Origin of the sequence: Riemerella anatipestifer ATCC 11845 = DSM 15868 (assembly GCF_000252855.1) — a bacterium.
Classification (GTDB): Bacteria; Bacteroidota; Bacteroidia; order Flavobacteriales; family Weeksellaceae; genus Riemerella; species Riemerella anatipestifera.
On the sequence record NC_017045.1, the window covers coordinates 1,489,210 to 1,514,746 of the forward strand.

General features: G+C 34.0%; 22 protein-coding genes and 1 riboswitch. Of the genes, 14 read left to right on the forward strand and 8 right to left on the reverse strand.

All coding sequences use genetic code 11. From position 1 onward, the window contains the following. The first annotated feature begins 147 nt into the window (after window positions 1-147). The 8 genes from topA to mutS all read left to right on the forward strand — a co-directional run bounded on the left by topA (window position 148) and on the right by mutS (window position 13,115). Window positions 148-2,667, forward strand: a complete 2,520-nt coding sequence (gene topA / locus RA0C_RS07100; protein ID WP_013447026.1) for a type I DNA topoisomerase — start codon at window positions 148-150, stop codon at window positions 2,665-2,667. Window positions 2,668-2,678: 11 nt separating this feature from the next. Then, entirely contained in the window at window positions 2,679-3,743 is a 1,065-nt protein-coding gene (locus RA0C_RS07105; protein WP_013447027.1) for a formimidoylglutamase, read from the forward strand. A gap of 1 nt (window position 3,744) precedes the next feature. Next, a complete protein-coding gene (locus tag RA0C_RS07110; protein WP_013447028.1) occupies window positions 3,745-4,737 on the forward strand; it encodes a glycosyltransferase family 2 protein in 993 nt (330 codons plus the stop codon). Between the two features lie 9 nt (window positions 4,738-4,746). Continuing rightward, window positions 4,747-5,871, forward strand: a complete 1,125-nt coding sequence (locus tag RA0C_RS07115) for an EpsG family protein (protein ID WP_004916152.1) — start codon at window positions 4,747-4,749, stop codon at window positions 5,869-5,871. A gap of 161 nt (window positions 5,872-6,032) precedes the next feature. After that, a complete protein-coding gene (locus RA0C_RS07120; protein ID WP_228481896.1) occupies window positions 6,033-6,821 on the forward strand; it encodes an MraY family glycosyltransferase in 789 nt (262 codons plus the stop codon). Between the two features lie 202 nt (window positions 6,822-7,023). Further along, window positions 7,024-7,923 (forward strand): polysaccharide biosynthesis/export family protein, encoded by a 900-nt coding sequence (locus tag RA0C_RS07125; protein ID WP_013447029.1) that lies wholly within the window; start codon window positions 7,024-7,026, stop codon window positions 7,921-7,923. Between the two features lie 2 nt (window positions 7,924-7,925). Further along, window positions 7,926-10,436: an exopolysaccharide transport family protein gene (locus RA0C_RS07130; protein ID WP_013447030.1), complete on the forward strand. Its 2,511-nt coding sequence runs from the start codon at window positions 7,926-7,928 to the stop codon at window positions 10,434-10,436. Window positions 10,437-10,523: 87 nt separating this feature from the next. Further along, on the forward strand, window positions 10,524-13,115 hold the full coding sequence (mutS, locus tag RA0C_RS07135) for a DNA mismatch repair protein MutS (protein WP_004916161.1): 2,592 nt from the start codon (window positions 10,524-10,526) through the stop codon (window positions 13,113-13,115). 528 nt (window positions 13,116-13,643) lie between these two features. Here the strand turns inward: mutS and RA0C_RS07140 are convergent. Further along, window positions 13,644-14,222: an acyltransferase family protein gene (locus tag RA0C_RS07140; RefSeq protein ID WP_004916162.1), complete on the reverse strand. Its 579-nt coding sequence runs from the start codon at window positions 14,220-14,222 to the stop codon at window positions 13,644-13,646. A 167-nt stretch (window positions 14,223-14,389) separates the two neighbouring features. On the opposite strand from RA0C_RS07140, the gene RA0C_RS07145 reads away from it, so the two are divergent. The 4 genes from RA0C_RS07145 to RA0C_RS07160 all read left to right on the forward strand — a co-directional run bounded on the left by RA0C_RS07145 (window position 14,390) and on the right by RA0C_RS07160 (window position 17,940). Beyond that, on the forward strand, window positions 14,390-15,106 hold the full coding sequence (locus tag RA0C_RS07145) for a polyprenol monophosphomannose synthase (protein ID WP_004916164.1): 717 nt from the start codon (window positions 14,390-14,392) through the stop codon (window positions 15,104-15,106). Continuing rightward, on the forward strand, window positions 15,103-15,501 hold the full coding sequence (locus RA0C_RS07150) for a DUF4296 domain-containing protein (protein WP_004916165.1): 399 nt from the start codon (window positions 15,103-15,105) through the stop codon (window positions 15,499-15,501). Before RA0C_RS07145 ends, RA0C_RS07150 begins: the two co-directional genes overlap by 4 nt. A gap of 7 nt (window positions 15,502-15,508) precedes the next feature. Continuing rightward, on the forward strand, window positions 15,509-16,645 hold the full coding sequence (gene tgt / locus RA0C_RS07155) for a tRNA guanosine(34) transglycosylase Tgt (protein WP_014411312.1): 1,137 nt from the start codon (window positions 15,509-15,511) through the stop codon (window positions 16,643-16,645). Window positions 16,646-16,845: 200 nt separating this feature from the next. Next, on the forward strand, window positions 16,846-17,940 hold the full coding sequence (locus tag RA0C_RS07160) for an LptF/LptG family permease (RefSeq protein WP_004916169.1): 1,095 nt from the start codon (window positions 16,846-16,848) through the stop codon (window positions 17,938-17,940). Here the strand turns inward: RA0C_RS07160 and RA0C_RS07165 are convergent. After that, window positions 17,934-18,644 carry a biotin--[acetyl-CoA-carboxylase] ligase gene (locus RA0C_RS07165; protein ID WP_013447031.1) on the reverse strand — a complete coding sequence of 237 codons (711 nt, stop codon included), beginning with the start codon at window positions 18,642-18,644 and terminating at the stop codon, window positions 17,934-17,936. The genes RA0C_RS07160 and RA0C_RS07165 overlap by 7 nt on opposite strands. A 75-nt stretch (window positions 18,645-18,719) precedes the next feature. Between RA0C_RS07165 and rsfS the strand changes: the two genes are divergently transcribed. Next, on the forward strand, window positions 18,720-19,088 hold the full coding sequence (gene rsfS, locus RA0C_RS07170) for a ribosome silencing factor (protein ID WP_004916172.1): 369 nt from the start codon (window positions 18,720-18,722) through the stop codon (window positions 19,086-19,088). A 15-nt stretch (window positions 19,089-19,103) separates the two neighbouring features. Then, window positions 19,104-21,080, forward strand: a complete 1,977-nt coding sequence (ftsH, locus tag RA0C_RS07175) for an ATP-dependent zinc metalloprotease FtsH (RefSeq protein ID WP_004916174.1) — start codon at window positions 19,104-19,106, stop codon at window positions 21,078-21,080. A gap of 67 nt (window positions 21,081-21,147) precedes the next feature. Here ftsH and RA0C_RS07180 read toward each other — a convergent pair whose 3' ends face one another. From RA0C_RS07180 to RA0C_RS07205, 6 genes are all read right to left on the reverse strand, one after another. Further along, window positions 21,148-22,449, reverse strand: a complete 1,302-nt coding sequence (locus RA0C_RS07180; RefSeq protein WP_004916176.1) for a Na+/H+ antiporter NhaC family protein — start codon at window positions 22,447-22,449, stop codon at window positions 21,148-21,150. 74 nt (window positions 22,450-22,523) lie between these two features. Next, window positions 22,524-22,620, reverse strand: a riboswitch (SAM-I-IV-variant riboswitch). A 126-nt stretch (window positions 22,621-22,746) separates the two neighbouring features. After that, window positions 22,747-23,553, reverse strand: a complete 807-nt coding sequence (locus tag RA0C_RS07185; RefSeq protein WP_004916177.1) for a hypothetical protein — start codon at window positions 23,551-23,553, stop codon at window positions 22,747-22,749. Between the two features lie 112 nt (window positions 23,554-23,665). Continuing rightward, complete coding sequence (locus tag RA0C_RS07190; protein WP_004916178.1) at window positions 23,666-24,025, reverse strand: Arm DNA-binding domain-containing protein; 360 nt, start codon at window positions 24,023-24,025, stop codon at window positions 23,666-23,668. A 286-nt stretch (window positions 24,026-24,311) separates the two neighbouring features. Further along, the gene (locus tag RA0C_RS07195; RefSeq protein ID WP_004916180.1) at window positions 24,312-24,743 is read right to left on the reverse strand and encodes a hypothetical protein; all 432 of its coding nucleotides are present in this window, start codon (window positions 24,741-24,743) and stop codon (window positions 24,312-24,314) included. Between the two features lie 69 nt (window positions 24,744-24,812). After that, the gene (locus RA0C_RS10575) at window positions 24,813-25,094 is read right to left on the reverse strand and encodes a DUF6804 family protein (protein ID WP_013447032.1); all 282 of its coding nucleotides are present in this window, start codon (window positions 25,092-25,094) and stop codon (window positions 24,813-24,815) included. Between the two features lie 17 nt (window positions 25,095-25,111). Next, window positions 25,112-25,501 (reverse strand): hypothetical protein, encoded by a 390-nt coding sequence (locus tag RA0C_RS07205; protein ID WP_004916184.1) that lies wholly within the window; start codon window positions 25,499-25,501, stop codon window positions 25,112-25,114. Window positions 25,502-25,537: the final 36 nt, after the last annotated feature.

Below are 25,537 nucleotides of genomic sequence, written 5' to 3' on the forward strand. Positions count from 1 at the left end.
ATTAATTTAATTATAGAGAGGTTGTTCTAAAATAGAGAACTACCTCTTTTTTTTATATCAAAAAAAGAAATTCTTTCAAGTAATTAAATAAGATAATAAATAGTCATTTGTTAAAAAGTTTATACTTTTGCAAAAAATAAAAAACACATGCCCAAAAACTTAGTCATCGTAGAGTCTCCTGCAAAGGCGAAAACTATCCAAAAATATTTAGGTAAAGATTTTGAAGTATTGTCTAGTTTTGGACACATTAGGGATTTGCCTAAAAAAGGGATGGGGATTAATCTTAATACCTTTACTCCAGAATATGAGGTGTCTACGGACAAAAAGGAGTTGGTGTCGGATTTAAAAGCAGCAGCGAAGAAAGCGGATATGGTATGGCTAGCATCTGATGAGGACCGAGAGGGAGAAGCTATTGCTTGGCATCTGGCTCAAGAGCTTAAGTTAAAGGATGAAAAAATAAAAAGAATTGTGTTCCACGAAATTACTAAAAATGCAATTCTAAAAGCTATAGAAAATCCTAGAAATATAGATAAAAACTTAGTGAACGCTCAACAGGCTAGGCGTGTTTTGGATAGGATAGTAGGTTTTGAAATGTCTCCCGTCCTTTGGAAGAAAGTAAAAACAGGACTTTCTGCGGGCAGAGTTCAGTCGGTTGCAGTTAGGCTTATCGTAGAAAAAGAAAAGGAAATACAAGACTTTGTTCCTAACTCCTATTATAAAACAGAAGGGAAGTTTTTAAACGCTGATAATCAAGAAATATCAGCTCAGTTGAAAAAGAGCTTTTTTGAAGAGTCAGAGGCGAAAGAATTTTTAACCTTAGCGAAAAATACAGCGTTTAAAGTTCTTAATATAGAAAAAAAGCCAGGTAAAAGAACAGCTTCTGCTCCTTTTACGACTTCAACTTTACAACAAGAAGCGAGTAATCGCCTAGGTTATGGAATTACCACTACGATGAGGGTGGCTCAGCGATTATACGAGGAAGGGTATATTACTTATATGAGAACCGATTCGGTTAATTTATCTCAAGAAGCGATAGAGGGAGCCAAAGAACAAATTATCAAAGAATTTGGGCAGGAATACTCTGAACCGAGAAACTATACTACTAAATCATCTTCTGCACAGGAAGCTCACGAGGCTATTCGTCCTACGGATTTCAAACTAAAAACAGTTGCGGGAGATACTCAACTTAATAGGCTTTATCAGCTCATCTATAAGAGAACGCTGGCTAGCCAAATGGCAAATGCTCAAATAGAAAAAACCGTTGTTGAGATAGGTAATCCAAAGTTGCCGTATAATTTTGAAGCTCAGGGGGAGGTTATTGTATTCGATGGTTTTTTAAAGGTTTATGGTATATTAAAATCGGAGGAAGAAGATGCAGAAGATACCGAAAAAACTTTACCAAAGGTAAGTGTTGGGGAGAGTTTAACTTATCAAAATATCATTTCCGTTCAGAAGTTCACTCGCCCACCTGCACGATATACAGAGGCAGGGCTTGTGAAGAAACTTGAAGAATTGGGTATTGGTAGACCTTCTACTTACGCTCCAACCATACAAACCATACAAAATAGAGAGTATGTAGATAAAAAAGAGATTGCTCCGCAGGAAAGGGAAGTTATTAAACTTAACCTCACTTCAAATAAGATAGATAGAAAGGTTTTAACCGAAAATTACGGTGGAGATAAAAATAAATTTGTACCTACGGATATAGGTATTGTAGTTAATGATTTCTTAACCAAAAATTTTGCAGAAGTTTTAGACTACGGTTTTACAGCTAAGGTGGAACAAGATTTTGATGACATTGCGAACGGTGATGAAAAATGGAAGGAGGTGCTTTCAGGGTTTTATGAAAAATTCCATGATAAAATAGAAGATGTAGAGGAAAATGCAGATAGAGCGAATGGAGAGAGAATTTTAGGGGAAGACCCTAAAACGGGAAAGACGGTTTTAGTGAGAATTGGTAGATATGGAGCTATGGCTCAGCTAGGAGATAGTGATGATGATAATCCCATTTACTCTTCGTTATTGTCCCACCAGAATATCAATACCATCACATTAGAAGAAGCCTTAGACTTGTTTAAAGTCCCTTTTGATTTAGAAAAAGTAGACGGCAAGACTGTTTCGGTGGGGGTAGGTCGTTTTGGACCTTATGTGAAGTGGGGCGAAACTTACATTAGTATTCCCAAAGAGGAAGACCCCTTAACTGTAAATCAAAAAAGAGCTGAAGAGCTGATTAGAGAAAAACAAAAAGCAGATGCTCCTATAACAACATTTAAAGGAGAGCCAGTAACTAAAGGGACAGGGCATTTTGGACCTTTCTTGAAGTATAAAAATATTTTCGTAAATGTGCCTAAGAAGTATGATTTTGAAAATCTTAGTCAAGATGATATTGTGGAACTCATAGAAGCTAAGTTAGAGAAAGAAGCTAACCGTTACATTAAACAATGGGAAAAAGAAGGTATTTCTATAGAGAATGGAAGGTGGGGACCGTTTATCAAATTTAATAAAACTAATTTCAGGATTCCTAAAAATGGAGATGAGAAATACACTGCTGAAGAATTGAAAGAAGTACCTTTGGAAGAGATTAAAAAATGGATTGTAGCACAGGATAAAAATGCTTTTGCAGAGAAAAAAACAACTAAAAAGAAAACCGTAACTAAGAAAAAATAGTACAAATATTCATGACTATTGAAGAGATTGTAAAGCCTTTTCCTTTAGGAGATTATAAACCATGGCAACTGGGTAGTTTGGTATGTAATGAGATAAAAGAAGGTGGAGTAGTGCTATTATTTTGCTCCGATGATAGAGGAGCAGGAGGATCTGCGGTGGCGAAAGATTTTAGTGCAATAAGAAAATGCTTATATCAACTTTCTAAGAGTGATTTTGGTTTTCCCATTTGTGATTTAGGAGATTTAATATCAGGAAAATCATTGGAAGATACTCAGTATATTGTTGCTGAAATTGTTTCTAAATGTATCGCTGAAGGTGCATTACCTATAGTTATTGGTGGTAGCAATGATTTGGCTCTTTCGTTATACACTGCGGTAAAAAATCATAAAGAGAAAATTTCTTATACACAAATTAACTCGTTTATACATTTAGAAGATGTGAAAGAAAGTATCAACGAGCGAAATTTTGTATCAAAAATATTGAGCAAACTTTCACTGAAGAATTATTATCATTTAGGCTATCAAAAACATTTGAACGAACCTCATTCGGTTTCTGTACTTAAAGAGATAGATTTTGAAGTGTTAAGGCTCGCTGATATGATGAACAGTACAGACCTAGCAGAACCTTTCTTAAGAAGGGCAGAAGTGGTAAGTCTTAGTGCTGATGCGGTGGAGAGTTTTAGTGGAGAGTTTTCTTTTCACGCTCAAGTTAACGGGTTGAATAAGAGAGAAATTTGTGCCTATATGAAAGAAATAGGCTTAGGTGAAAACTTAATGGCTTTTGGTCTGTTTAATGTAAATATAGACGCTTCTTATTTGGTTTACAATCAACTTATTGCCCAAATGATTTGGTATTTTTTAGAAGGTTTGAGCATACAGAAAACTCACCCTAAAGAACGCCAGTACGAAAATTATTTAGTGGTAATCAATAATCAAGATTATACTTTTAAGAGAGATACCTTTAGTGGATTATGGTATTTCGGAAATACCGATGATATTTTAAAATGTTTGCCTTGTGCTGAGAAAGATTATTATAATGCTAAAAAGGGACTTTTGAACCCTAGGTTTTTAAAATAATATGAAGAAAGTTTCCGTTATTGTCCCTGTTTATAATGTTGAACGCTTTTTAAAAAAGTGTTTGGATTCATTGGTCAATCAAACATTAGAGGATATTGAAATTATCGTGGTAAATGACGGAAGTAAAGATAGCTCTCAGGCTATTATTACTGAGTATGAAGATAAGTATCCTAATAAAATAAAGGCGTTTCAAAAGGAAAATGGTGGATTAAGCGATGCTAGAAACTTTGGTTTAGAACAGGCGAACGGTGAGTATATAGGCTTTGTAGATAGCGATGATTTTGTGAGAGAAACAATGTTCGAAGAAATGTATCATCTTGCAACGAAGCATCAAGCAGAAATGGTAATATGTAATCTACAAAAAGTGAATGAAGCTGGAGAGGTCACTCAGTTACTCACACAAGTACCTAATATGCCTGAAAAAATAGTTTTAGAAGAACATTTTTCCGTTTTCTCTGATATGAGCTACTTTGCTTGTAATAAATTGTTTCATCGTAGTTTATTTCAGAATAAAAGATTTAAAAAAGGAGTTCATTTTGAGGATATACAACTTATTCCTCAATTATTGTTAGAGTGTAAAGTTGTTGCCCAAACTCAAACCTATCATTATCAATATTTAGAACGAACGGATTCTATCACTAAAACCCATACAGAGAAAGGTTTGGATATTTTAAAAGCGGTAGAAGATGTGGAAAATGCATTTGAAAACTCACTCTATAAGCATAAAAAAGAAGAGCTAAAAGGGTTTCAGATTTTAGAGGGTTTTTATACTTTTCTAGCCTATTTAGCATTTGTTAAAGATGATGAATTGTATAAGCAATTATCTCAAAAGTTAAATGCTTTTCTCTCTGAGCGAGCTATTTCTAAGAAAGAAATACTTGGTTATCGTAGATTTGGAAAGAATTATCTCGTATCTTTGTCAGTTAAAAAACAGATTTATTATCTGTTTTATTTGTTAGGGTTAGATAAAATTTTAAGAAGGCTAATTCACTAATTACCAACAATGAATATTGTTTTTTTACATCCTGTATTTACAGCGGTTACTCTAATTCTTATTGCTTTTAGTTTTTTAGAGGTGTATAACTATAAGAATTATAAAGCGGTATGGATTGTTGTATTTGGGATGATTGTATTCGTGGGCTTTAGAGATTGGATTGGAGCTGATTATGGTGCTTATGTACAGATGTATGAATATTTTGGACAGAGAACAGCATATTCAACCGTCTATAATAAGGCTTTTTTCTCAGGTAGTGAGAGGTTAGAGGTAGAGTGGCTTTATGTTTTGATAGGAAAATATGTTTATGACTTTGGTTTTCCTTTTTTTATTTTTACATTTGTAATTGCTTTATTTTCAATTGTTCCAAAATATTTCACATTTGAAAATGCAGTAGTTTATCCATCATTGAGCTTATTGCTTTATATGTTCCCTTCTTATTTTACAGCAGATGGAGGGCATATGCGACAAGCAATGTCTATGTCTATTCTTATTTTTTCTTTTTATTTCATTAAAAAACGAAATTTACCGTTGTTTTTATTGATGGTCTATTTGGCAATGGGGTTTCATAAATCCGCGGTTGTTTTTATTTTTGCTTATTGGATTGTTTTATTGCCTATAACTAAAACGAGAATTATTATAGCTTTAGTGATTAGTGCTATTTTATCACCGTTTCAGTTGTATCAGTATTTTTCATTACTTGACACATTAGCCCCTGCTGAAGTTTATGAAGGCTTTTCTGCATATGAGATGATAGAGAATACAGATACTGGAAAAATCAATTTTACAGATATGATGGTTATTTTCTATAGCTATTTTTTAATATTTTATAATAGAGAAGCGTGTGAAAAAATACCTTATTATGAATATATGAGAAATATAGCGTTGTTTGGAATGTGTTTGTACTTTATATTCAGAGGAAGTCCAATATTCTCTTCAAGATTAGCTATGATATATATGATTTTTATAGTAATGGTTCTTCCCAATATTATCGCAGCTGTAGAAGATGATAAACATAGAAAATATTTACACTTCATAGTAGTTTGTTTTGTGGTGTTTTATTATTTTGTTTATGCCAGCTTTCAATCAAGAGCAGGATATATAATGGATGTTTACAGAAATTATTTATGGTAACCAATTCAATATAATAGTTTATGATAATATTAGAAGAATTTTTACATAATTTAGGGCTACCTTTATTTTATCTTAAATTAGTGGGAGCTATGCTATTATCTATGATTTTGAGCTATAGAGCTATACCTACAATATTGAGGATTTCCAAAAGAAAAAATTTAATGGATGAACCAGGGATAAGAAGTTCACATGTAAGGAAAGTTCCTAATCTGGGAGGAATAGCTATATTTTATGCGATTGGTATTACGGCACCTATATTTGCTTATGAGTTGTTTGATATGTATAAGTTTTTGTTCCCTACGCTTATCATATTACTCTATGTAGGTGTTATGGATGATATTGTAGTAATGAGAGCTTATAAAAAACTATTAGCTCAAATAGTGGTTGCTACACTTATAGTTATAGGTTCGGATGTTAGGATAAGAAGTTTGTTTGGATTATTTAATATCTATGAACTACCTTATTGGGTTAGTATCATTTTTTCCATTGTTACTATCATTATTATGATAAACTCATTTAACTTGATAGATGGAATAGATGGTCTGGCGGGGTTTTACTCTATCTTTTGTAGTATAATATTTGGTGTTAGTTATTATAGATTGGGAGAATATAACTATCCGATGATTATTCTGTGTAGTATCATAACAGGTTCTTTAATAGGTTTTTTATATTATAATTTATCGGATAGGAGTAAGAAAATATTTATGGGTGATACGGGGTCTATGATCATGGGATTTTTATTGGCCTTCACAGCAATATATTTTATTGATATATTTATGTATAAAGGAGAGTTGAATGCTCCTAGATACCATCTTGATGCAACACCAGTTATAGCATTCTCTATCCTTATACTGCCTATGGTAGATACGCTTAATGTAATAATAATAAGGCTAATGAACAAAAAATCGCCTATGGAAGCAGATAAAAATCATATACATCATAAGTTTTAGATCTAGGGCTTTCACATAAAAGAGCTACATTCTATATCATATGTTATTATCTGTTTGTAGTTTCTGTAACATATTTTTTGAGGCACACTAATATTAATTTACTCTTGTTTATAGTATTAGCATTAGGCTTTCTAGGAGCTTATATACCTAGGATTATTATTAAAATGAAAAATTAAAACCGTATTTTTGTAAAAAATAACAGATGAATAAAATGAAAGTATATTTATTGTTGTCGTTAGTTACTGTTTTTACAACCTCGTGTTTAACCACAAAGGAAGTAAGATATCAGCAGCCAAATGAACATTTAGTTCTTAATGAAGAGGGCTTAATTCCATATAGTAATGAAGTTTATCGAGTGACCAAAGCAGATATTCTCAATCTCAATATAGTAACTACCCCTAAGGGAGATGCGGCTCAGTTTTATTCTAGTTTCAATACTTCTGGTGGGGAAAATGGAAGCCTAGGAAATGGGGGAAATGCAGGTGGTGCTGTAGGAGGAGGTATTGCTGGTGGAGGAAATATTGGAGGTGCAGGAGGAAGAATAGGAGGGAATAGAAACTTTTATTTTAATGGATTAAAGGTGAACTCTAGAGGTAATATAGATATAATGGGGATAGGGGAAATAAAGGCAGTGGGTAGAACTATTGAGGATATAGAAGCGGAAATACAATCTCGGGTTAATGAAAACTTTATTGAAGGGAAAACCCAAGTAAGACTTAACACAGATGGAATCACTTTTTACCTGTTAAGTGATATAGAAGAGATGGGTAATCTTACAGGAGAAAAGAGGTCTTATACTAATATGTTGAGCATTACAGAAGCTTTGGCTCAAAATGGGGGGCTTAATAGAACAGTGGATAGAAGACATGTGGTTTTGCAAAGAAAATATCCAGAGGGTATTAAACGAGTTGCATTGGATTTAACAAGAGATGATATCATGAACTCACCATATTATTGGGTTCAGAATGGAGATATGATTTATCTTAATACACGCTCTAAGAGTTTATATGGATTTGGCAAAGAACCTTTGCAAACACTAACTACAGGCGTTTCTCTTATAACTACAGCACTTTCTGTATATTTATTAATTTCAAGATTTTAGATATGATACCAGATAAAGTAGGACAAAAATCATCTAATATTCAGTCTGAAAAATCAAAGATTGGTACTTTTGATTTCTTCAATGTGGAGTTTTTTATAAGAAAGCTGATAAAGAATTGGTATTGGTTTTTGTTATTAGCTATATTAGGTTATGTTATTAGTTACATTTATAAAAAATATTATGTACAATACATTTATGAATCTAGTATTTCTCTCAGTGTTTCTAATAATACAGCAAGTTATTTAGCTCCTAGCCAGTCCATTAATTTTATATGGGGGCAGAGTGGTAACCAAGACGGATTGTATGTAAAGAAACTACTTCTTTCAAGAACTCATAACGAGTTTATTACTAGAAAACTTGATTTGTATATCGACTATAGCACCTCTGGTAAACTAAAAAGTACATTTTTAGACAAGAATGATGCTCCTTTCTTTTTAGAAATAGACAAAGAGCATCTTCAGGCAATCAATACACCAATTACATTTATACCTAATGGTAATGCTTATGCAGTAAATTTACCAGAAGTTTTACCTAATTCTTTGTATAGTTACAAAACAGAGGATTTTCATTCTTTAAAAGACGCTCATAAAGACAAATCTGTTCCTCAAAATATACAGTTAAACCAATGGTATGACTCCCCTTATTTTAGGTTCAGAATTGTTAAAAATCCAGTGCAGCCGAGTATTGATTATGATAACATAACGGTTACTTTAAGGAGTATAGACCAAAAAGTAAGAGAGAATATAAGTAGTATCAATGTAGAGTTTGATAAAGAGCTACCATCCATAATGTCTATATCAAAGAAGGGGACTAATCTAAACTCTACGGTTAACTTTTTGAATAGCACAATAAAGGAACTTATAGAAAAAAGAAAACAAGACAAGAGTTTAGTAGATAAAAATACAGTTGCCTTTATAAAGAAAAATCTAGATAGTGTAAAAATAAAGTTAGACTCATCAGCACAAAGTCTTAATGGGGTTAAGATAGATGAAAATATTGTTGATGTTGGAGGAGGTGTAGGTCCTATAATGGAGAAAATGAAGGATATAGAAAAGAAAAAAGCAGACTTACTAACTCGTATTTCTGCACTTAATAATATCCGGAACTCCATGAATAAAAATTTAGATGAGGTTATCAATATCAATGCTGCAGGAGTGGAAGATGGTAACTTTATGGCCTCCGTTGCAGAGCTAAAAGCTCTTATACAGAAGCGAGAGGAGATGAGGACAATCTATACGCCAAACTCTGAACCTATGAAAGAAATCAATCGTCTCATTAGAGAGGCAAGGGGTAAATCTTCTGGGGTTGTAGGGAATTATTATAGTATGTATTTGAACGAGATAGAAAAGCTAAATGCCGAACTCCTACAATACGAAAATGATATTAGGAAACTTCCTCTTAAAGAGCAAAAATTAATTGATGCAGAGCGAGGCTATTCAATTAACGAAACCACATATAATACCTTGCTTTCAGAGCAAGCAAAAGCAGAAATGCGTCTTGCAATAGGTCAGTCAGACATCACTGTTTTAGATTGGGCTAAAAATCTTGGTCAAGGTCCAGTAGGTCCTAATACTTCTATGTTTGGGGTGGCACTCATTGGAGGGCTGTTATTTATACCATTTCTTATACTGCTTATAAGCTCTCTTTTAGACAATAAGGTGAGAAATATTAAAGAAGTTATCAGTGCTACTAAAATACCTTTACTAGGGGTTATTGGTAAAAACACTAATGAAAATAATCTCACCGTAATTCAGCAGCCTAAATCTTCTGTTTCAGAAGCCTTTAGAGGGGTTAGGTCTAATTTGAGATTCTTGTATGATGATAATAATAAGGAAGGTGGTAAAGTAATATTGGCTACATCTTCTATCAGTGGGGAAGGGAAGACTTATTCTTCTATAAATATAGCTTCTGTTTTAGCATTAAGTGGTAAGAAAACGATATTGCTTGGAATGGACTTGAGAAAACCTAAAATTTTTGGAGATTTCAAGATTAATAATAAATATGGTATATCTAACTTCCTAACGGGAGAAATACCTTTAGATCAAATAATCAACAAAACTCAAGTGCCTACCTTAGATGTGGCTACTTCAGGACCTATTCCGCCTAATCCTTCGGAATTATTGATGAGTGATAAAAATATTAACTTTATAAAAGACCTTAGAAAAGACTACGATTTTATTATTATAGATTCTCCTCCTGTTGGTCTAGTGGCAGATTCTTTTGAGCTGATGAAGCATACTGATGCCAACATCTATGTGGTACGTCATGAATATACAGAAAAATATATGCTTAAGATGGTTATAGAAAAGTATCATAATCAGGAAATTAAGCATCTGGGTCTAGTATATAACGATTATTCTACCAATCAAGGCTACGGTTACGGTTATGGCTACGGTTATGGCTACGGTTATGGCTACGGTTACGGTTATTTTGATGAAGACAAAAATTATCAAGAACCTATACTCGTAAGGTGGAGAAATAAATTAAAATCAATTTTTAATAAGAAAGGTTAATACTAAAAGGGCTACTTCTAATTTTTGGAGTAGCCTTTTTTAACCCATAATGTTTTGTTATTTTTGCTGTTCAAAATTAGGATAAATATGGCAAAAGCAAAGAAAGAAACTCCACTAATGCAACAATACAATAGTATTAAAGCTAAATACTCTGATGCGATATTACTTTTCAGAGTAGGAGATTTCTATGAAACCTTTGGAGCAGATGCCATTAAAACATCTCAAATTTTGGGCATTGTTCTTACTAAAAGAAATAATGGTGGAGATGGTCAGAGTATAGAGCTTGCAGGGTTTCCACATCATTCTTTAGACTCCTATCTTCCAAAGTTGGTAAGGGCAGGTCTTAGAGTAGCGATATGCGACCAATTAGAAGATCCTAAATTAGTAAAAGGTATCGTTAAAAGAGGCGTTACGGAATTGGTAACTCCAGGGGTTACATTTAATGACCAAGTTCTTAATTCTAAGAAAAATAATTTTTTACTTGCTCTTCACAAGGAGAAGGAGAAGTATGGCGTTGCTTTAGTGGATATTTCTACAGGAGAATTTTTGTTAGGAGAGGGCAATTTAGAAAAGTTACTACATATCATCAATACTTTTGAACCTAGCGAAATTATTTACCAGAGAACTCAAGAAATTCCTAGTCAAGTTAAAAATAAAAGCGTTTTTAAGATGGAGGATTGGGCATTTCAGTATCATTTTGCTTACGAAAAGCTCACGCAACATTTCAAAACCAATTCTCTTAAAGGCTTCGGAGTAGAAGACCATAAGCTAGGCATTACGGCTGCTGGAGCTATTTTTGCCTATTTGGTGGAGGATACACATCATAATTTACTCAATCATATTACTCAGATAAAACTTATTCCACAGGAAGATTATTTAATGATGGATCAGTTTACGCTGAGAAATTTGGAAGTGGTATTTCCTGCACATCAAAATGGGAAAAGTCTTTTGGATATTATAGATAAAACAGCCACGCCAATGGGCGGAAGACTTTTGAGAAGAAGATTGATATTGCCACTTAAATCCGTAAATGAAATTAACAGAAGACTCTCTTTAGTTGAATTTTTGAATAACGAGGAGCAACTAAGACTAGATGTTGCAACAAGGCTTAAAGGTATTTCTGACTTAGACCGATTGATGGGTAAACTAGCGGCAGAGAAAATCTCACCTAAAGAATTAGGTTATCTTAGGCAAAGTTTAGTTTATATTTCCGAGATAAAATCATTACTGCATCAATATCCTGATGTTTTGGCGTGGCTTAATCCACTTAATCATTTGGAGGAAGTTATCAATACTTTAGAAAATAATTTAAACGAAGAATTGCCTGTAAACTTAGCCAAAGGCAATGTGATTAAGTCTGGTGTTTCTGACGAGCTAGACCGTTTGAGAGGTTTGCAGAACTCTGGTAAAGAATATCTAGACGAGATGTGCCAAAGGGAAATAGAAAGAACGGGCATTGCTAGTCTGAAAATCAATTTTAATAATGTTTTTGGCTATTATATAGAAGTTAGAAATACACATAAAGATAAAGTTCCTGAAGAATGGATTAGAAAGCAAACGCTAGTTAATGCAGAGAGATACATTACAACAGAGCTGAAGGAATACGAAGACCAAATTTTAGGAGCAGAAGAGCGTATAGCCATTCTAGAGCAAGAGATTTATAGAAAGGTATGCCAAGAGGTACTTGTTTATATAGACCAAATTCAGGAAAACGCACAACTCATCGCACAGCTAGATGTGGCGGTTGGGCTATCAGAGTTGTCTGTGGAAAAAGGCTATACTAAACCAGTGCTTAACGATGGCTTTAGTATAGAACTCAAAGAGGCAAGACACCCTATTATAGAAAATGCTTTGCCGTTAGGCGAAAAATACATTCCTAACGATTTGTTTTTAGACCGAGAGGAGCAACAGATTATTATGGTAACTGGTCCTAATATGGCGGGTAAATCGGCGATATTGAGGCAAACGGCAGTTATTTGTCTTTTGGCTCAAATCGGGAGTTTTGTCCCGGCTAAATATGCTTCTATTGGTATTTTAGATAAGATATTTACGAGAGTTGGGGCAACGGACAATCTCTCTGCGGGAGAATCAACCTTTATGGTGGAAATGAACGAAGCGGCTAATATCCTCAATAATATTTCCGACCGAAGTTTAATTCTTTTAGATGAAATAGGGCGAGGTACTTCCACTTATGATGGCGTTTCTATCGCTTGGGCTATTGCGGAATATTTGCATCAGCACCCAACCAAACCTAAGACTTTATTCGCCACCCACTACCACGAGTTGAATGAAATGACCAATAATTTTGAAAGGATTAAAAACTTCCATATTTCAATTAAAGAACATAAGGGGAACATTATTTTCCTAAGGAAGTTGGTGTCTGGTGGTAGCGAACATAGCTTTGGTATCCACGTGGCAAAATTGGCAGGAATGCCTGCTACGGTAGTTAATAGAGCTAACGAAATCCTAAAAACTTTGGAAAACAACCGCTCACAGAATGATACAAAAGAATCTATTAAAAGGGTAACGGAAGAAAATTTGCAACTCTCGTTCTTCCAATTAGACGACCCCGTTTTAGAAAACATCAGAGAGGAACTTACTAAAATAGACATCAATACACTCACGCCTATAGAAGCTATGATGAAGCTCAATGCCATTAAAAATATGATAGGCAAGTAATTAATATCTTTTGTTGAGTGTTGTAAACACTACTTTTTTTTCAGAATAGGCTTCTCAATCAAAAACCAAGATAGGCTACCCATTACAATGCTTCCTAATAAAACAAAGCTAAATGAGGAGTAGGTTTTAATGGGAATATTGTACTGAATAAATATATTGATGATAAGCATATGGTAAATATATATTCCGTAGGAAATATCTTGCTTTCTTAATATTTTGTCACTAATATCTCTATAACTAAAGGCAAAGGATAGGACAGTTATGTTGAGTAAAAATATAAAGATTAATTTATAAAAAGATTTTAGGTAGTAGTTGTTTAAATTTATGTCTATAATATCCTTTAGTAAGAAATGAGATGAAAGGAAAATGATGATCCATAGAAAGAATTTATTTTGGATAAAATTTTTTATACAGTTCCAATAGTTGTAAAAAAACACACCAAATAAGAAATAAAATAAATATTGGAATAATGAAACAAATCCCAATTTATAGATTAAGTCGGTTTTGTTAAATCCTGATATCCAATGATTAAATGCTATGGAGATAATAAAAACGAAATGAAAATATTATAAATTTGCATTGAGGATATTTCTTAACCAGATAATATAATAAAGGGACAAAGAAATAAAACTGTAGCTCAACACAGATGCTCCATAGACTAGCATTGGGAGAGCCTTCTCCGAAAAATTTAAGAAAATTAGGAGTCCAAAATTGAATAATGGACAATTGTCCTAGTATCCATATCAAAAACATTTCTACATTCTGTAATATTACTTTGTTTTTGTCTGCTATTAGTACTACTATTACAGTTATGAACAGGCAGAACCAAAGAGCAGGATAGATTCTTAAAAGTCTATTCTTGAGATATTTTTTAGGATTATTAGAATTTCGTTCAAAGGACCAATAAATCAAAAAACCACTAACCATAAAAAAGATAGGAACTCCAGGAAACGCCAAAATAATTTCTTTAATTAGATTAAGACTTTTATTTTCAAAATCGTGTTTGTAAAAAACATGTCTAAATACTACCTGAATGGCGGCAAAAAACCTTATAAGATCAAGATTGTTGTGAATAGAGATAATGCTGTTAGTTTCTTTTATAGACATGGATTAGAATCTAAGGTTTTATATTGCAAATATAATGATTTGTGAAATATTGGATTTGTAGATAAGTGGGTGTAAATAATTAAAAAATTCAAAGCCGTTATTTTCCCCACAAACCACTTTTTCCTAATTAAAAAAGGCTTAACTTTGCGGATTATTAGTTTTTTTGAATGAAAAAAATCGTTGTCATTCCTACCTATAACGAAAAAGAAAATATACAGTCCATTATTCAAGCGGTGATGGATTTAGAAGGAGATTTTCATATTTTGGTCGTAGATGATTCCTCTCCTGATGGTACGGCAGATATTGTTCGTTCTATGCAGAATCTTTTTCAGGATAGGCTTCATTTAACCGTAAGAAAAGTAAAAGATGGTTTGGGCAAGGCTTATTTGCATGGCTTTCGTTGGGCAATAGAGCAGGGCTGTGATTTTATTTTTGAGATGGACGCCGATTTTTCTCACAATCCAAAGGATTTACCCAGACTTTATGAGGCGTGTTTAGATGCGGATATGTCGGTAGGTTCTCGTTACTCTCAAGGGGTTAATGTGGTTAATTGGCCTATGGGACGGGTTTTGCTATCTTATTTTGCGTCTAAATATGTAAGGTTTATTTTAGGTTTACCCGTGCACGATACTACGGCAGGGTTTGTCTGTTTCAGAAAAGACACACTTCTAAAAATCGGGTTAGACAAGGTAAAACTAAAAGGTTATGGCTTTCAGGTGGAAATGAAATACAGAGTATTCAAAAAAGGTTTAAAAATAAAAGAAGTTCCTATTATTTTTACCGATAGAACCAAAGGCGAGTCCAAAATGAATGGCGGAATTATTAAAGAAGCAGTAATAGGTGTACTTAATCTAAGATGGAAGGCTTTAATAGGTAGATTATGAGTAGGTTGATTGGGCTTTTTTTTGTGATGATATTCGTGGTAGCTTGTAGACATTCAGTCGAAGCTCCTAAAGATTTATTATCCAAAGAAGAAATGGCGCAGATAGTGGCAGACTTTGCTGTTTATACACAGTCTTCCGATTTTACTAGAAATATGGATATGGAGGAAGTCAGTCGTTTTGTGATGAATAAAAATAAAGCTAAGGGCAAAGCATTTGAAAACAGTTTTAAATACTATTTGAACAAACCGTCTGATATAGATAAAATTTATGATATGGCTCAAGATATATTGCTTAATGATTCAGACTTAGAGGAGTATATTAAGAAGAAAGAAGGAGAGAATAAAAATCAAAATAAAGAAGAAAAAATTAATGCAGGAGATTTACAACAACAATAGCAACGCAATGTCAAAACCATTTTTTAGTATAGAAAAAACTACCAAATCTAAGGCTAGAGCAGGAGTAATTAGTACCGCTCATGGAGAAATCCAAACGCCTATTTTTATGCCTGTGGGTACGGTAGCATCGGTAAAAACACTACATCAAAGAGAAATAAGAGACGATGTTAAGGCACAAATTATTTTAGGTAACACCTATCATCTTTACCTAAGGCCAGGTATGGAAGTGATGGAGAAAGCAGGAGGACTACATCGTTTTATGAACTGGGAGCGTCCTATCCTTACAGATTCTGGAGGTTATCAGGTCTTTTCTCTTTCAAAAAGCAGAAAGATGACGGAGGAAGGGGTTAAGTTTAAATCTCATATTGATGGAAGCTACCACTTCATTTCTCCAGAAAAGTCTATGGAAATACAAAGGCAGATAGGAGCCGATATTTTTATGGCGTTTGATGAGTGTACACCTTACCCTTGTGAGTATAATCAAGCCAAAGCCTCTATGGAACTCACCCACAGGTGGCTTAAGCGTTGTATAGAATGGACAGAAAATAATGCCGAATTGTACGGGCATAAGCAGCGTTTATTTCCGATAGTTCAAGGTTCTACGTACTCTGATTTAAGAAAGATTTCCGCTGAAGTTATTTCAGAGGCAGGGGCTGAAGGTAATGCCATCGGAGGGCTTTCGGTAGGGGAGCCAGAAGAAGAAATGTACCGAATTACCAACGAGGTTACCGATATTCTTCCGAAAGAAAAACCAAGATATTTAATGGGCGTAGGCACACCGTGGAATATTTTGGAAAGCATAGGTTTGGGAGTGGATATGATGGATTGTGTGATGCCAACTAGAAACGCCCGAAACGGAATGTTATTCACTTGGCAAGGCGTTATGAATATGAAAAACCAAAAATGGAAAGAAGATTTTTCTCCGTTAGATGAGATGGGGACGAGCTTTGTGGACAAAGAGTATTCTAAGGCTTATGTAAGGCATCTTTTTGTAGCTAAAGAATATTTAGGTAAGCAGATTGCTTCTATACACAATTTGGCATTCTATTTAGATTTGGTAAAGGTGGCTAGAGAGCATATCTTAGCAGGGGATTTCTACGAGTGGAAGGAGCAGATTGTACCAGTTTTAAAACAAAGGCTTTAGTGAGTTTACAACTTTTAGTAAAGTTAGGGCGTTTCCCTCTCCAGGGCTAAAGTCTAGCGGCTAGGGTCGGGCTATCGCTCATACGCCTTCGGTCATTGCCGCTCCGCTTCGCTCCGCGGCTTCTTCCCTTCAGGGTATCCACTCTATCCCTAACGCGGTAGCTGCCAAAACAAAAAATAGAGAAAAGTAAGAATTAAATTATGAAAATAATAGACGCCTATATCATCAAGAAATTTTTAGGAACATTAGTTTTTATGCTAGTGTTGTTATCTATTATTGTGATAGTGGTGGACATACAGGCGAAAGCTCCCAACATAGAGAAAAGTGGTTACACGGTGGGGGACTTTTTATTACACTTCTATCCGTTTTGGATGATATATCTTATCCTTACCTTTATGTCTATTTTGGTGTTTATTTCCGTCATTTACTTTTCATCTCGTATGGCGGATAATACCGAAATTGTAGCCATTGTAAGTAGCGGAGCTAGTTTTCATAGATTTGCAAGACCATACTTTATGGTAGCAGTTGGGATAGCCTTGTTTATGTTGATGCTTAACCATTTTGCTCTGCCTTGGGCTAATGTTAAAAAGAATGAATTGATGGTCTTTACCGAAAGTCAGGTAAGGCAAGAGGAAAAGAATAGGAGTGTTGCTATCTCGGCTCAGATGTCGCCAACAGAATATGTATTTATAGGCTCTTATCACAGGAAGGAAGCAAGAGGCTCGGATTACCTTTACCAAAAATTTGATAAGAACAACAAACTCATACATCAAATTAGAGGCGATTATGTCTCTTGGGACGAAAAAAAACAAGCCTTTTCCATCACCTCTTTTTATGAAAAAAAGGCAGGTAAAAACGAAACGGAAAAGCTAAGTAATGGTACGCAGACCTATCAGAGTTTTGGTTATCCACCAGAAGAGCTTTTTCCAGACGAGCTTTTAGGTGAGAACAAAACAACACCAGAGCTGGTGAAATTCATCAATAGAGAGAAAATAAAAGGCAACGGTAATATCAATACCTATCTCAACGAGCTTCACGCCCGCACCTCAATGCCGGTTTCTATTATAATTTTAACCATTTTAGGTTTGGCTCTAGCGTCCGAAAAAAAGAGAGGTGGGATAGGCGTCAACCTTGCGGTGGGGATAGCTTTGGCATTTGTGTTTATTTTCTCGTTTGAAGCACTTAAAGTGGTTTCATCTAGTAAAATACTCACACCTTTCGTAGCGATGTGGATGCCTAATTTTGTATTCGCTCCGCTTGCCTTATTGCTGTATTTCAGAAGGGCTCGTCAGTAGAGCATTTGGATTTCCTTATGGTAAAACTTATGCAGTTGCTCGTCTTCTAGTTCTATCCAAAGATATCCTTCGGCATCTGCTTTTCGGATAATGCCATTTTGTCTTACGCCTTTAATGTCAAACACGCAGACCTCGTCTTTTTTGAAAAGAGTATTATTAAGTATTTCTAGAATTTGGGCTTCTGTTTTTGGTTGTGCTATTTCGTTAGCGAAAAATTCAAAGAACTCTTTAGCAAGTAGATGAGGTTCAAAAGAGCGATGAGTTTGCGTATAAATAGACCCCGCTTTCGGGAAACGCTCAAAGTTTTGCTGTAATACATTGATGCCGATGCCAATGACTAAACAGTTATTTTTCTTTTCAAGGAGAATACCTGATACTTTCTTTTGGTTGAGTATAATATCGTTTGGCCACTTGATTTTTAGCTGAATTTGGGTCAAATTGGCAACAAAATCTCTCACAATAATAGCGGTATAATAATTGATGATAGAAACCGCAAACGGAAATCTATCCAGAGAAACAGCTATACTGATGGCAATGTTTTCGTTAGGATTTATTTCCCAAGAATTGCCGTATTGTCCCTTTCCTTGAGTTTGGTTAAGTGTATAGACACCTACTAAATCTTCTTTTTGGAGAATAGAGGGAACAAAGTTGATAATCTCGTCATTGGTAGAATTACATTCGGTAAGATGATGTAAGATTTTCATAATGGGCAAAATTACGGTGTTAAAGTAGATAAAATAAATAAAAAACAATTAAATTTGCAGATAATACATTTTTGAATGAGTAATACAAACGATAAACAAGAGTTGATAGACACTATCATTAGAGCAATACAAGATACTAAGGGAGAAGATATCCAAGTTCTTAATTTAACTAAAATAGAAAATGCCGTAGCAGATTATTTTATTATCTGTAGTGGTAACTCTAATACTCAGGTATCAGCTATTGCAGGGAATATAGAGAAAACAGTGCGTAACGAGCTTAAAGAACGCCCTTGGCATACCGAAGGTGCAGAAAATGCATTGTGGGTACTGGTAGATTATGTATCTGTAGTGGTGCATGTTTTCCAAAAACACATTAGAGAATATTACGAAATAGAGGAGCTTTGGGGAGATGCAGAAGTAACCAAAATAGAAGATTTAAATTAAATTTAAGAAAAAAGTATGGATAAAAATAAAGGGTTTAACTGGTTCTACTTACTTATTTTTGGTGCTTTGGCAGTTTTATTTTTGCCAAAGTTGTTTTCTTCATCTAATACGAAAACCATCAATGAAGATGAGTTTTTTAATATGATGAGAGGAGGCAAAGTAGAGAACCTTGTCTTAATGAGAGACTCTAAAGAAGGCTTAGTTTTTCTAAACAAAACTGCGAAAACAGCCTCAAAAGGTACTTCACAAGCGGATAATCCACTTATGGCACTACAACCGTCGCCAGATTTTAAATTTGCTTTTGGAGATTTACAATATTTTCAGCAGAGATATGATGCTGTAAAGAAGGAAAAACCACAGATAAAAACATCTATGGATTTTGATGACTCTGAATCGCCAATGCAGAGCTTATTATTCCAAGCGTTGTTTTGGATAGGGATTATGTTTTTGTTCTACTTTGTTATCTTTAGAAAGATGGCTGGAGGCAGTGGTGCTGGTGGTCAGATTTTCAACATAGGAAAATCGAGAGCTAAGCTTTTTGATGAAAAAGATAAAGTGCAGGTAACATTTAAAGACGTTGCAGGATTAGAAGGAGCTAAAGAGGAAGTACAAGAAGTAGTGGATTTCCTTAAAAATGCAGAGAAATATACTAAACTGGGCGGAAAGATACCTAAAGGAGTTCTTCTTGTAGGACCTCCAGGAACAGGTAAAACTTTATTGGCTAAAGCAGTTGCTGGTGAAGCTAAAGTACCTTTCTTTTCGTTGTCTGGTTCAGACTTTGTAGAGATGTTTGTGGGAGTTGGGGCTTCTAGAGTGAGAGATTTGTTTGCTCAAGCTAAAGCAAAATCACCAGCCATCATATTTATAGACGAGATAGATGCTATTGGTAGAGCTAGAGGTAGAGGTGCTTTTACGGGAGGAAATGATGAAAGAGAAAATACACTAAACCAACTTTTAACAGAAATGGACGGTTTCGGTACAGATACTAATGTGATAGTAATGGCAGCAACCAACCGTGCGGATATTTTGGATAAAGCCTTGATGCGTGCAGGAAGGTTTGACCGTTCCATTTATGTAGATTTACCTGAATTACACGAGAGAAAACAAATATTTAATGTTCATTTAGCTAAAATAAAACTAGACAATACTGTAGAGGTAGAGTTTTTGGCAAAGCAAACGCCTGGTTTTAGTGGTGCAGATATTGCGAATGTATGTAATGAGGCGGCATTAGTGGCGGCAAGAAAAGGACACGAAGCGGTAGGGAAACAAGATTTCTTAGATGCAGTGGACAGAATTATAGGTGGATTAGAGAAGAAAAATAAAGCAATTAAGCCTTCCGAGAAGAGAAGGGTAGCGTTCCACGAAGCTGGTCATGCGAGTATTAGTTGGTTAGTAGAACACGCAGCACCGTTGCTTAAGGTAACTATTGTTCCTAGAGGGCGTTCTTTAGGTGCAGCTTGGTATCTTCCAGAGGAAAGACAGCTTACTACTACAGAGCAGATGCTAGACGAAATGTGCGCAACTCTAGGTGGTAGAGCAGCGGAGCAAGTAGTATTTGGAACCATCTCTACGGGAGCTTTGTCTGATTTGGAAAGAGTTACGAAACAGGCTCAAGCGATGGTTACCATTTATGGTTTAAATGATAAGGTAGGTAATATTTCTTATTATGATAGTTCAGGACAGCAGGAATATAGCTTTGGGAAACCTTATTCTGAACAGACGGCTAAAATGATAGATGAGGAAATTTCTAAAATCATCGAAGGTCAATACCAAAGAGCTATCAATATTTTAAATGAAAATAGAGATAAACTAGATGCATTGGCGGATAAGCTCCTTGAGAAAGAAGTTATCTTCCGTGAAGATTTAGAAGCGATATTTGGCAAGAGAGCGTGGGATCCAGAACTTACTGAAACTCCAGTTTCCTCTATAGAGGAGGTTAAGAAATATGATGAACCAGTAGTAATTGACAATGATGAAGAAAACAAGGGCTAAATCAATAATAGAAAATTAAATAAAAAAAACAGACCACCATATCAAAAAAGTGGTCTGTTTTTGTTTTTTATATTTGTGCTTTCTTCTCTTCTTTAGAGAAAAAAATCCAAAGGAGTACGCATAAAAGCAATAAAATGGGATAAAAAGTATAGCTTACTAGGTTGAAGTAATCAATACGGTTATTGCTTAGTCCAATGATAATAAGTATCTGAGCTCCATAAGGGAGTAGCCCTTGTATAACACAGGAGAAAATATCTAGTACAGATGCCATAAATCTAGGAGCTATTTTATAGTGTGTACTTATATTTTTAGCAATTTTACCTGATATAATAATAGCGATTGTATTATTGGCAGTTGCAATATCTACAAGACTTACAAGTGTACCTGCACCTAGTAAAGCAGATTTTCTTCCTGAAATAATTTTTTTTATTCTGTTAAGAAGAAATTCCATTCCTCCTGCCTTCTCAACTAAAGCGGCCAAACCACCTGTAAAAAGTGAAAGTATAAAGATTTCTTGCATACTTGTAAAGCCTTCATATACTTTTTTACTGATTTCCAATACTCCAAAATCCAAAATGAAAAACCCTAAAGAACTACTGAATACAATACCCAGTAGAAGCACTAAAAAAACATTGATACCCGCAAGAGAAAGGATAATCACCAATAAATAGGGTAAGGTGAGAAATAATTGGCGAGTATCTACAGATGTTGTGGTATTGAGTTCGGTAGGCGTGGAAATTACGTTTGCTAGTATGACGTATAATACGCAGGTAATAATGGCTGCAGGAATAGCTATTTTAAGATTGGTCCTTAGCTTGTCCTTCATCTCACAATCTAGTGATTGGGTAGCGGCTATAGTGGTGTCCGAAATTACAGAAAGGTTATCACCTAGCATAGCACCTCCTAATAGTGCTGCTCCTAATAGGTTAATATCTATCCCTTTATCGGCAAATCCAACAACCACAGAGCCTAGAGTTACAATAGTTCCTACGGAAGTTCCAGACGATATAGAAATAAAAGCAGCGATAATAAAAATACCCAAAGGAATGTACGAGGAGGAAATTAGACTCACTCCAAAATCCACGATAATGTCTACGCTTCCTATGGACTTAGATACCACCGCAAAAGCTCCAGCAAGGAGATAGATGATACACATATTGAGTATCTTGTGGTCGCCACAACCATTTAGGAAAGTATCTATTTTTTCATTAAAAGACTCTTTAAATAAAATGAAAGCCACTACAATACCTGCCATCACAGCAATGGGAGAAGGCAAAGCGTAAAAATCGTTAAAATAAATACCACTGCCAATAAAGGTAAACACGAATACCAATAGAGGTACAACAGAGATAACAGAGGTTTTTTTCATTTCCAATACAGTTTTTAGTCTGTATCCATCAATGAACCTTATTGTGTTTTTAAGAAAAATAATGTGGAATACTTAAAGACAACATTTTTTCCTTTGTTAAGGCTTATCTTTTTAGCACCTTGCTTGTTGTTGCAGGTTGCTACCTTTCTATTAAGGTTCTTGATAAATACAGTGGTGCAAATATAGAAATTTAATTAAGAGTTGTCTAAATTTTATTCAATAAAGTTTAAACAAATTATCATATATTTTCTCTAATGATTTGATATATAGTGTTAAAATATTGAATTCAACAATTAACTAATTATACTCAATATTCACACGGATATAACTGTTGTTAGAGCAATCGCTTATATTACTTTTGTACATTTCTGAAATGTAATTGTTGGCTTTATAAGTATTATTAGTATTTGTCTGTTTCAACATATACTCTCCCCAAAAGCCTATATAATTATCATCTTCTATTCTAAAACTATTACCACCGTCAATTAGGGCAAAAGCAATTTTAACTGGTTCGCTAAGGTTTTTAAAAGGATTGTATTTTGTTTCGTATTCGTAATTATAATCTCCCTGTAGTGTTGATATTCTACTTATTTCGTTTCCTTTGTATAAAATATGTTCTACATGTTCGCTATTGAATTTTGGTGTTCTAAAGTGAACATCTGTTAGCTTTCCGTTTGAGTCGTACTTAAGGCTAATGTATCTTACTACATCGCTTTGGGTATGCCAACCAATAGGAGCAATGTATCTCACTTCGGTTACCTTATTTCCTGTATAATAAAACTTCATAGATGTAAGAGGATAATGGCTGAATGTAACATTATCTAACGTGCCCTCAGAATGATTAAAGTAGGTTACCCTATCATTATTAGAAGAGGTGGAACTGATTAAGTTATTATCACTATCATATTTATAGCTTGTAATTTCATTGTAATTATAAGGGGTACAGTTGGCAAGTCTATCATATCCCTTTTCTTCTACTTTTATCAACTTTGGTAATATCTTACTGCTTTCTTTTGGAGTATTATATGTATTTGCTACATTGTCTGCACTCCTTTGGCAAGCGGTAAAGCCCACACATAAAAACACTAATAAAATTTTCTTCATAGCTTACTTTTTAAGTTCCAAAAATACAAACTTGCAATCTAATTAACAGTCTATTGGATAATTTTACCATAGTTATTTTAAAAGCAATCTATTAACTTATATTTGATTTGTCTTAAATGATATCTGGAATATGCAGTATGTATGGATAAAAAATAGCTAAAGTTTCTCCTTTATATTGTGTATAGATGTCATTTACATCAAATTTTTCTTCCTTAACTTGAAGGAATAAAAAAGCCTGATTAATGTTATTTTTAATCAGGCTTAATTGTGTATTGATAAAGATGTTTTCTTCATTGGGTGGAAATGCTTTTTGTTTTTTAGAATTCCAGTTATCAGGATTTATGAATAATCCTGTTGCAAAAGGCTTCCTTTCTGAATTGTAGGTGATTCTACAATTTAATGGAGCGAATCCTTGCTTATTTATTCTTGAAGCTGAAATTACAAATAATATTTTTAAAATGTCTGTATTCATTGCTGTGATTTTAGATGTTATAAATGTTGCAACCCAAGTAAAAAAAGTTGCAACCCAAATGTTAGCCTTTCATAAGCCTTTTAGTTGTGAAAAATCAAATGTTGTAAATAAATAGAATAGCAGAAATAGCAATCAAATACTTTAAAATCAGTATAAAACAAAAAAGACCTACATTTCTGTAAGTCTTTTTGCTCCTCCTGCTGGGCTCGAACTTTATATTTTTACATTTTGATATTTAATGTCTTTCATTTTTTTCTGAATTAGGGTATGCCTAAAAGTATGCCTTTTAGTCTGAAATTTCTTCTAGAGCATTAGATTTTATTTCTTCTAAAGAAGATGAGTTGCCATAGATTATAAGTAAGCTATTAGGTTTCTTTAAAACTAGAAATAGTTGTATTTCTCCTGCATAATATTCATATAAATCATAATTGAGATGCACCTCATAGGTAGCAAGGGAATACTTGCACTTTAGAGTGTTTTTAATCTCTTCAATAGCATCTATTCCAATATGAAAGAAAGTTAAGATGACAGCTTCTAGCCTATCCCAGTAGAATATTAATTCAGTTCTATTAGGCTTTTGATTGAGAAACTCCTTTGCTTCTCCTATATATAGATAGCTATCATAGTTAGGTACTCTTTCTATATCTAAAACTTCTAGTTCAAATTCCCAAGTTTCATAATCTTGTCTTAATACAAAAGGTAAATTAAAATTTTCCATAGATTTTGATATAAAAAAACCACTCTAATTTGAGTGGTTATATTATTTTCTATATTGCCTTTGTAGAATTTATTTTTCATCTTTATGCTCCACTTTTAAGAGTATCAATAAAAAAATAGCCACCACAACATCTATGATGTTCCATAGAGTTCTTCCTAATGCAATTTTTATAAATGGTTGAAATAGTAAAGCTAAACTAATAAAAATAACAAGCAAGGTATGGTTGTTTTTATATTGATAAGCTAACATAGAAAAACATATTAGAGCAATAAATCTTACTAATTGATAATACCCATAGGGCATATCAAACAAACACAGCATTAAAAATATTGATAAGATAATTTTAATCATAAATGCAAGATAATTAATTATTTAGCAATAAAGTAGAGAATAAACCCCAAAATAGGATAAATAGTTGCTATAAATTTTAATTTTCTAATGCTATAAATAGTATTAAATGGATACAAAGAGAATGCAATGAATGGCACTATAAGCTGTGAGGAAATCACAGCTATTACAATAGCAAGTAACCAATGTATGTTCAATCCACCAATTAAAGGGAACAAGGATAATATCCAAGAGCTTAAGAGGTTTAAACTCATATATTTATTTTCACTAATATCTCCATTCTCAAAAATATAATTATCTGCTTTCAATGCGTTGTAATATTTCATTCTGTTTAGCCTCCTCATAGTGTCACCATAGAATGCTAGTGGTAATTGGAATAGAATAAAAGATAAAATTAAAAGTATTTTCATTTTTTTATTTATTAAAATTATACTCGCTTATTACAT

What these genes read in the sequence shown, in the direction of transcription:
- RA0C_RS07160 (WP_004916169.1), top strand. Translation starts at nt 16,846, where the DNA reads ATGAAAATAATAGACGCCTATATCATCAAGAAATTTTTAGGAACATTA.
- RA0C_RS07140 (WP_004916162.1), bottom strand. Translation starts at nt 14,222, where the DNA reads ATGTCTATAAAAGAAACTAACAGCATTATCTCTATTCACAACAATCTT.
- RA0C_RS07110 (WP_013447028.1), top strand. Translation starts at nt 3,745, where the DNA reads ATGAAGAAAGTTTCCGTTATTGTCCCTGTTTATAATGTTGAACGCTTT.
- RA0C_RS07195 (WP_004916180.1), bottom strand. Translation starts at nt 24,743, where the DNA reads ATGGAAAATTTTAATTTACCTTTTGTATTAAGACAAGATTATGAAACT.
- RA0C_RS07165 (WP_013447031.1), bottom strand. Translation starts at nt 18,644, where the DNA reads ATGAAAATCTTACATCATCTTACCGAATGTAATTCTACCAATGACGAG.
- mutS (WP_004916161.1), top strand. Translation starts at nt 10,524, where the DNA reads ATGGCAAAAGCAAAGAAAGAAACTCCACTAATGCAACAATACAATAGT.
- rsfS (WP_004916172.1), top strand. Translation starts at nt 18,720, where the DNA reads ATGAGTAATACAAACGATAAACAAGAGTTGATAGACACTATCATTAGA.
- RA0C_RS07145 (WP_004916164.1), top strand. Translation starts at nt 14,390, where the DNA reads ATGAAAAAAATCGTTGTCATTCCTACCTATAACGAAAAAGAAAATATA.
- RA0C_RS07130 (WP_013447030.1), top strand. Translation starts at nt 7,926, where the DNA reads ATGATACCAGATAAAGTAGGACAAAAATCATCTAATATTCAGTCTGAA.
- RA0C_RS07150 (WP_004916165.1), top strand. Translation starts at nt 15,103, where the DNA reads ATGAGTAGGTTGATTGGGCTTTTTTTTGTGATGATATTCGTGGTAGCT.
- RA0C_RS07180 (WP_004916176.1), bottom strand. Translation starts at nt 22,449, where the DNA reads ATGAAAAAAACCTCTGTTATCTCTGTTGTACCTCTATTGGTATTCGTG.
- tgt (WP_014411312.1), top strand. Translation starts at nt 15,509, where the DNA reads ATGTCAAAACCATTTTTTAGTATAGAAAAAACTACCAAATCTAAGGCT.
- RA0C_RS07125 (WP_013447029.1), top strand. Translation starts at nt 7,024, where the DNA reads ATGAATAAAATGAAAGTATATTTATTGTTGTCGTTAGTTACTGTTTTT.
- RA0C_RS10575 (WP_013447032.1), bottom strand. Translation starts at nt 25,094, where the DNA reads ATGATTAAAATTATCTTATCAATATTTTTAATGCTGTGTTTGTTTGAT.
- RA0C_RS07120 (WP_228481896.1), top strand. Translation starts at nt 6,033, where the DNA reads ATGGATGAACCAGGGATAAGAAGTTCACATGTAAGGAAAGTTCCTAAT.
- RA0C_RS07190 (WP_004916178.1), bottom strand. Translation starts at nt 24,025, where the DNA reads ATGAATACAGACATTTTAAAAATATTATTTGTAATTTCAGCTTCAAGA.
- RA0C_RS07105 (WP_013447027.1), top strand. Translation starts at nt 2,679, where the DNA reads ATGACTATTGAAGAGATTGTAAAGCCTTTTCCTTTAGGAGATTATAAA.
- topA (WP_013447026.1), top strand. Translation starts at nt 148, where the DNA reads ATGCCCAAAAACTTAGTCATCGTAGAGTCTCCTGCAAAGGCGAAAACT.
- RA0C_RS07205 (WP_004916184.1), bottom strand. Translation starts at nt 25,501, where the DNA reads ATGAAAATACTTTTAATTTTATCTTTTATTCTATTCCAATTACCACTA.
- ftsH (WP_004916174.1), top strand. Translation starts at nt 19,104, where the DNA reads ATGGATAAAAATAAAGGGTTTAACTGGTTCTACTTACTTATTTTTGGT.
- RA0C_RS07115 (WP_004916152.1), top strand. Translation starts at nt 4,747, where the DNA reads ATGAATATTGTTTTTTTACATCCTGTATTTACAGCGGTTACTCTAATT.
- RA0C_RS07185 (WP_004916177.1), bottom strand. Translation starts at nt 23,553, where the DNA reads ATGAAGAAAATTTTATTAGTGTTTTTATGTGTGGGCTTTACCGCTTGC.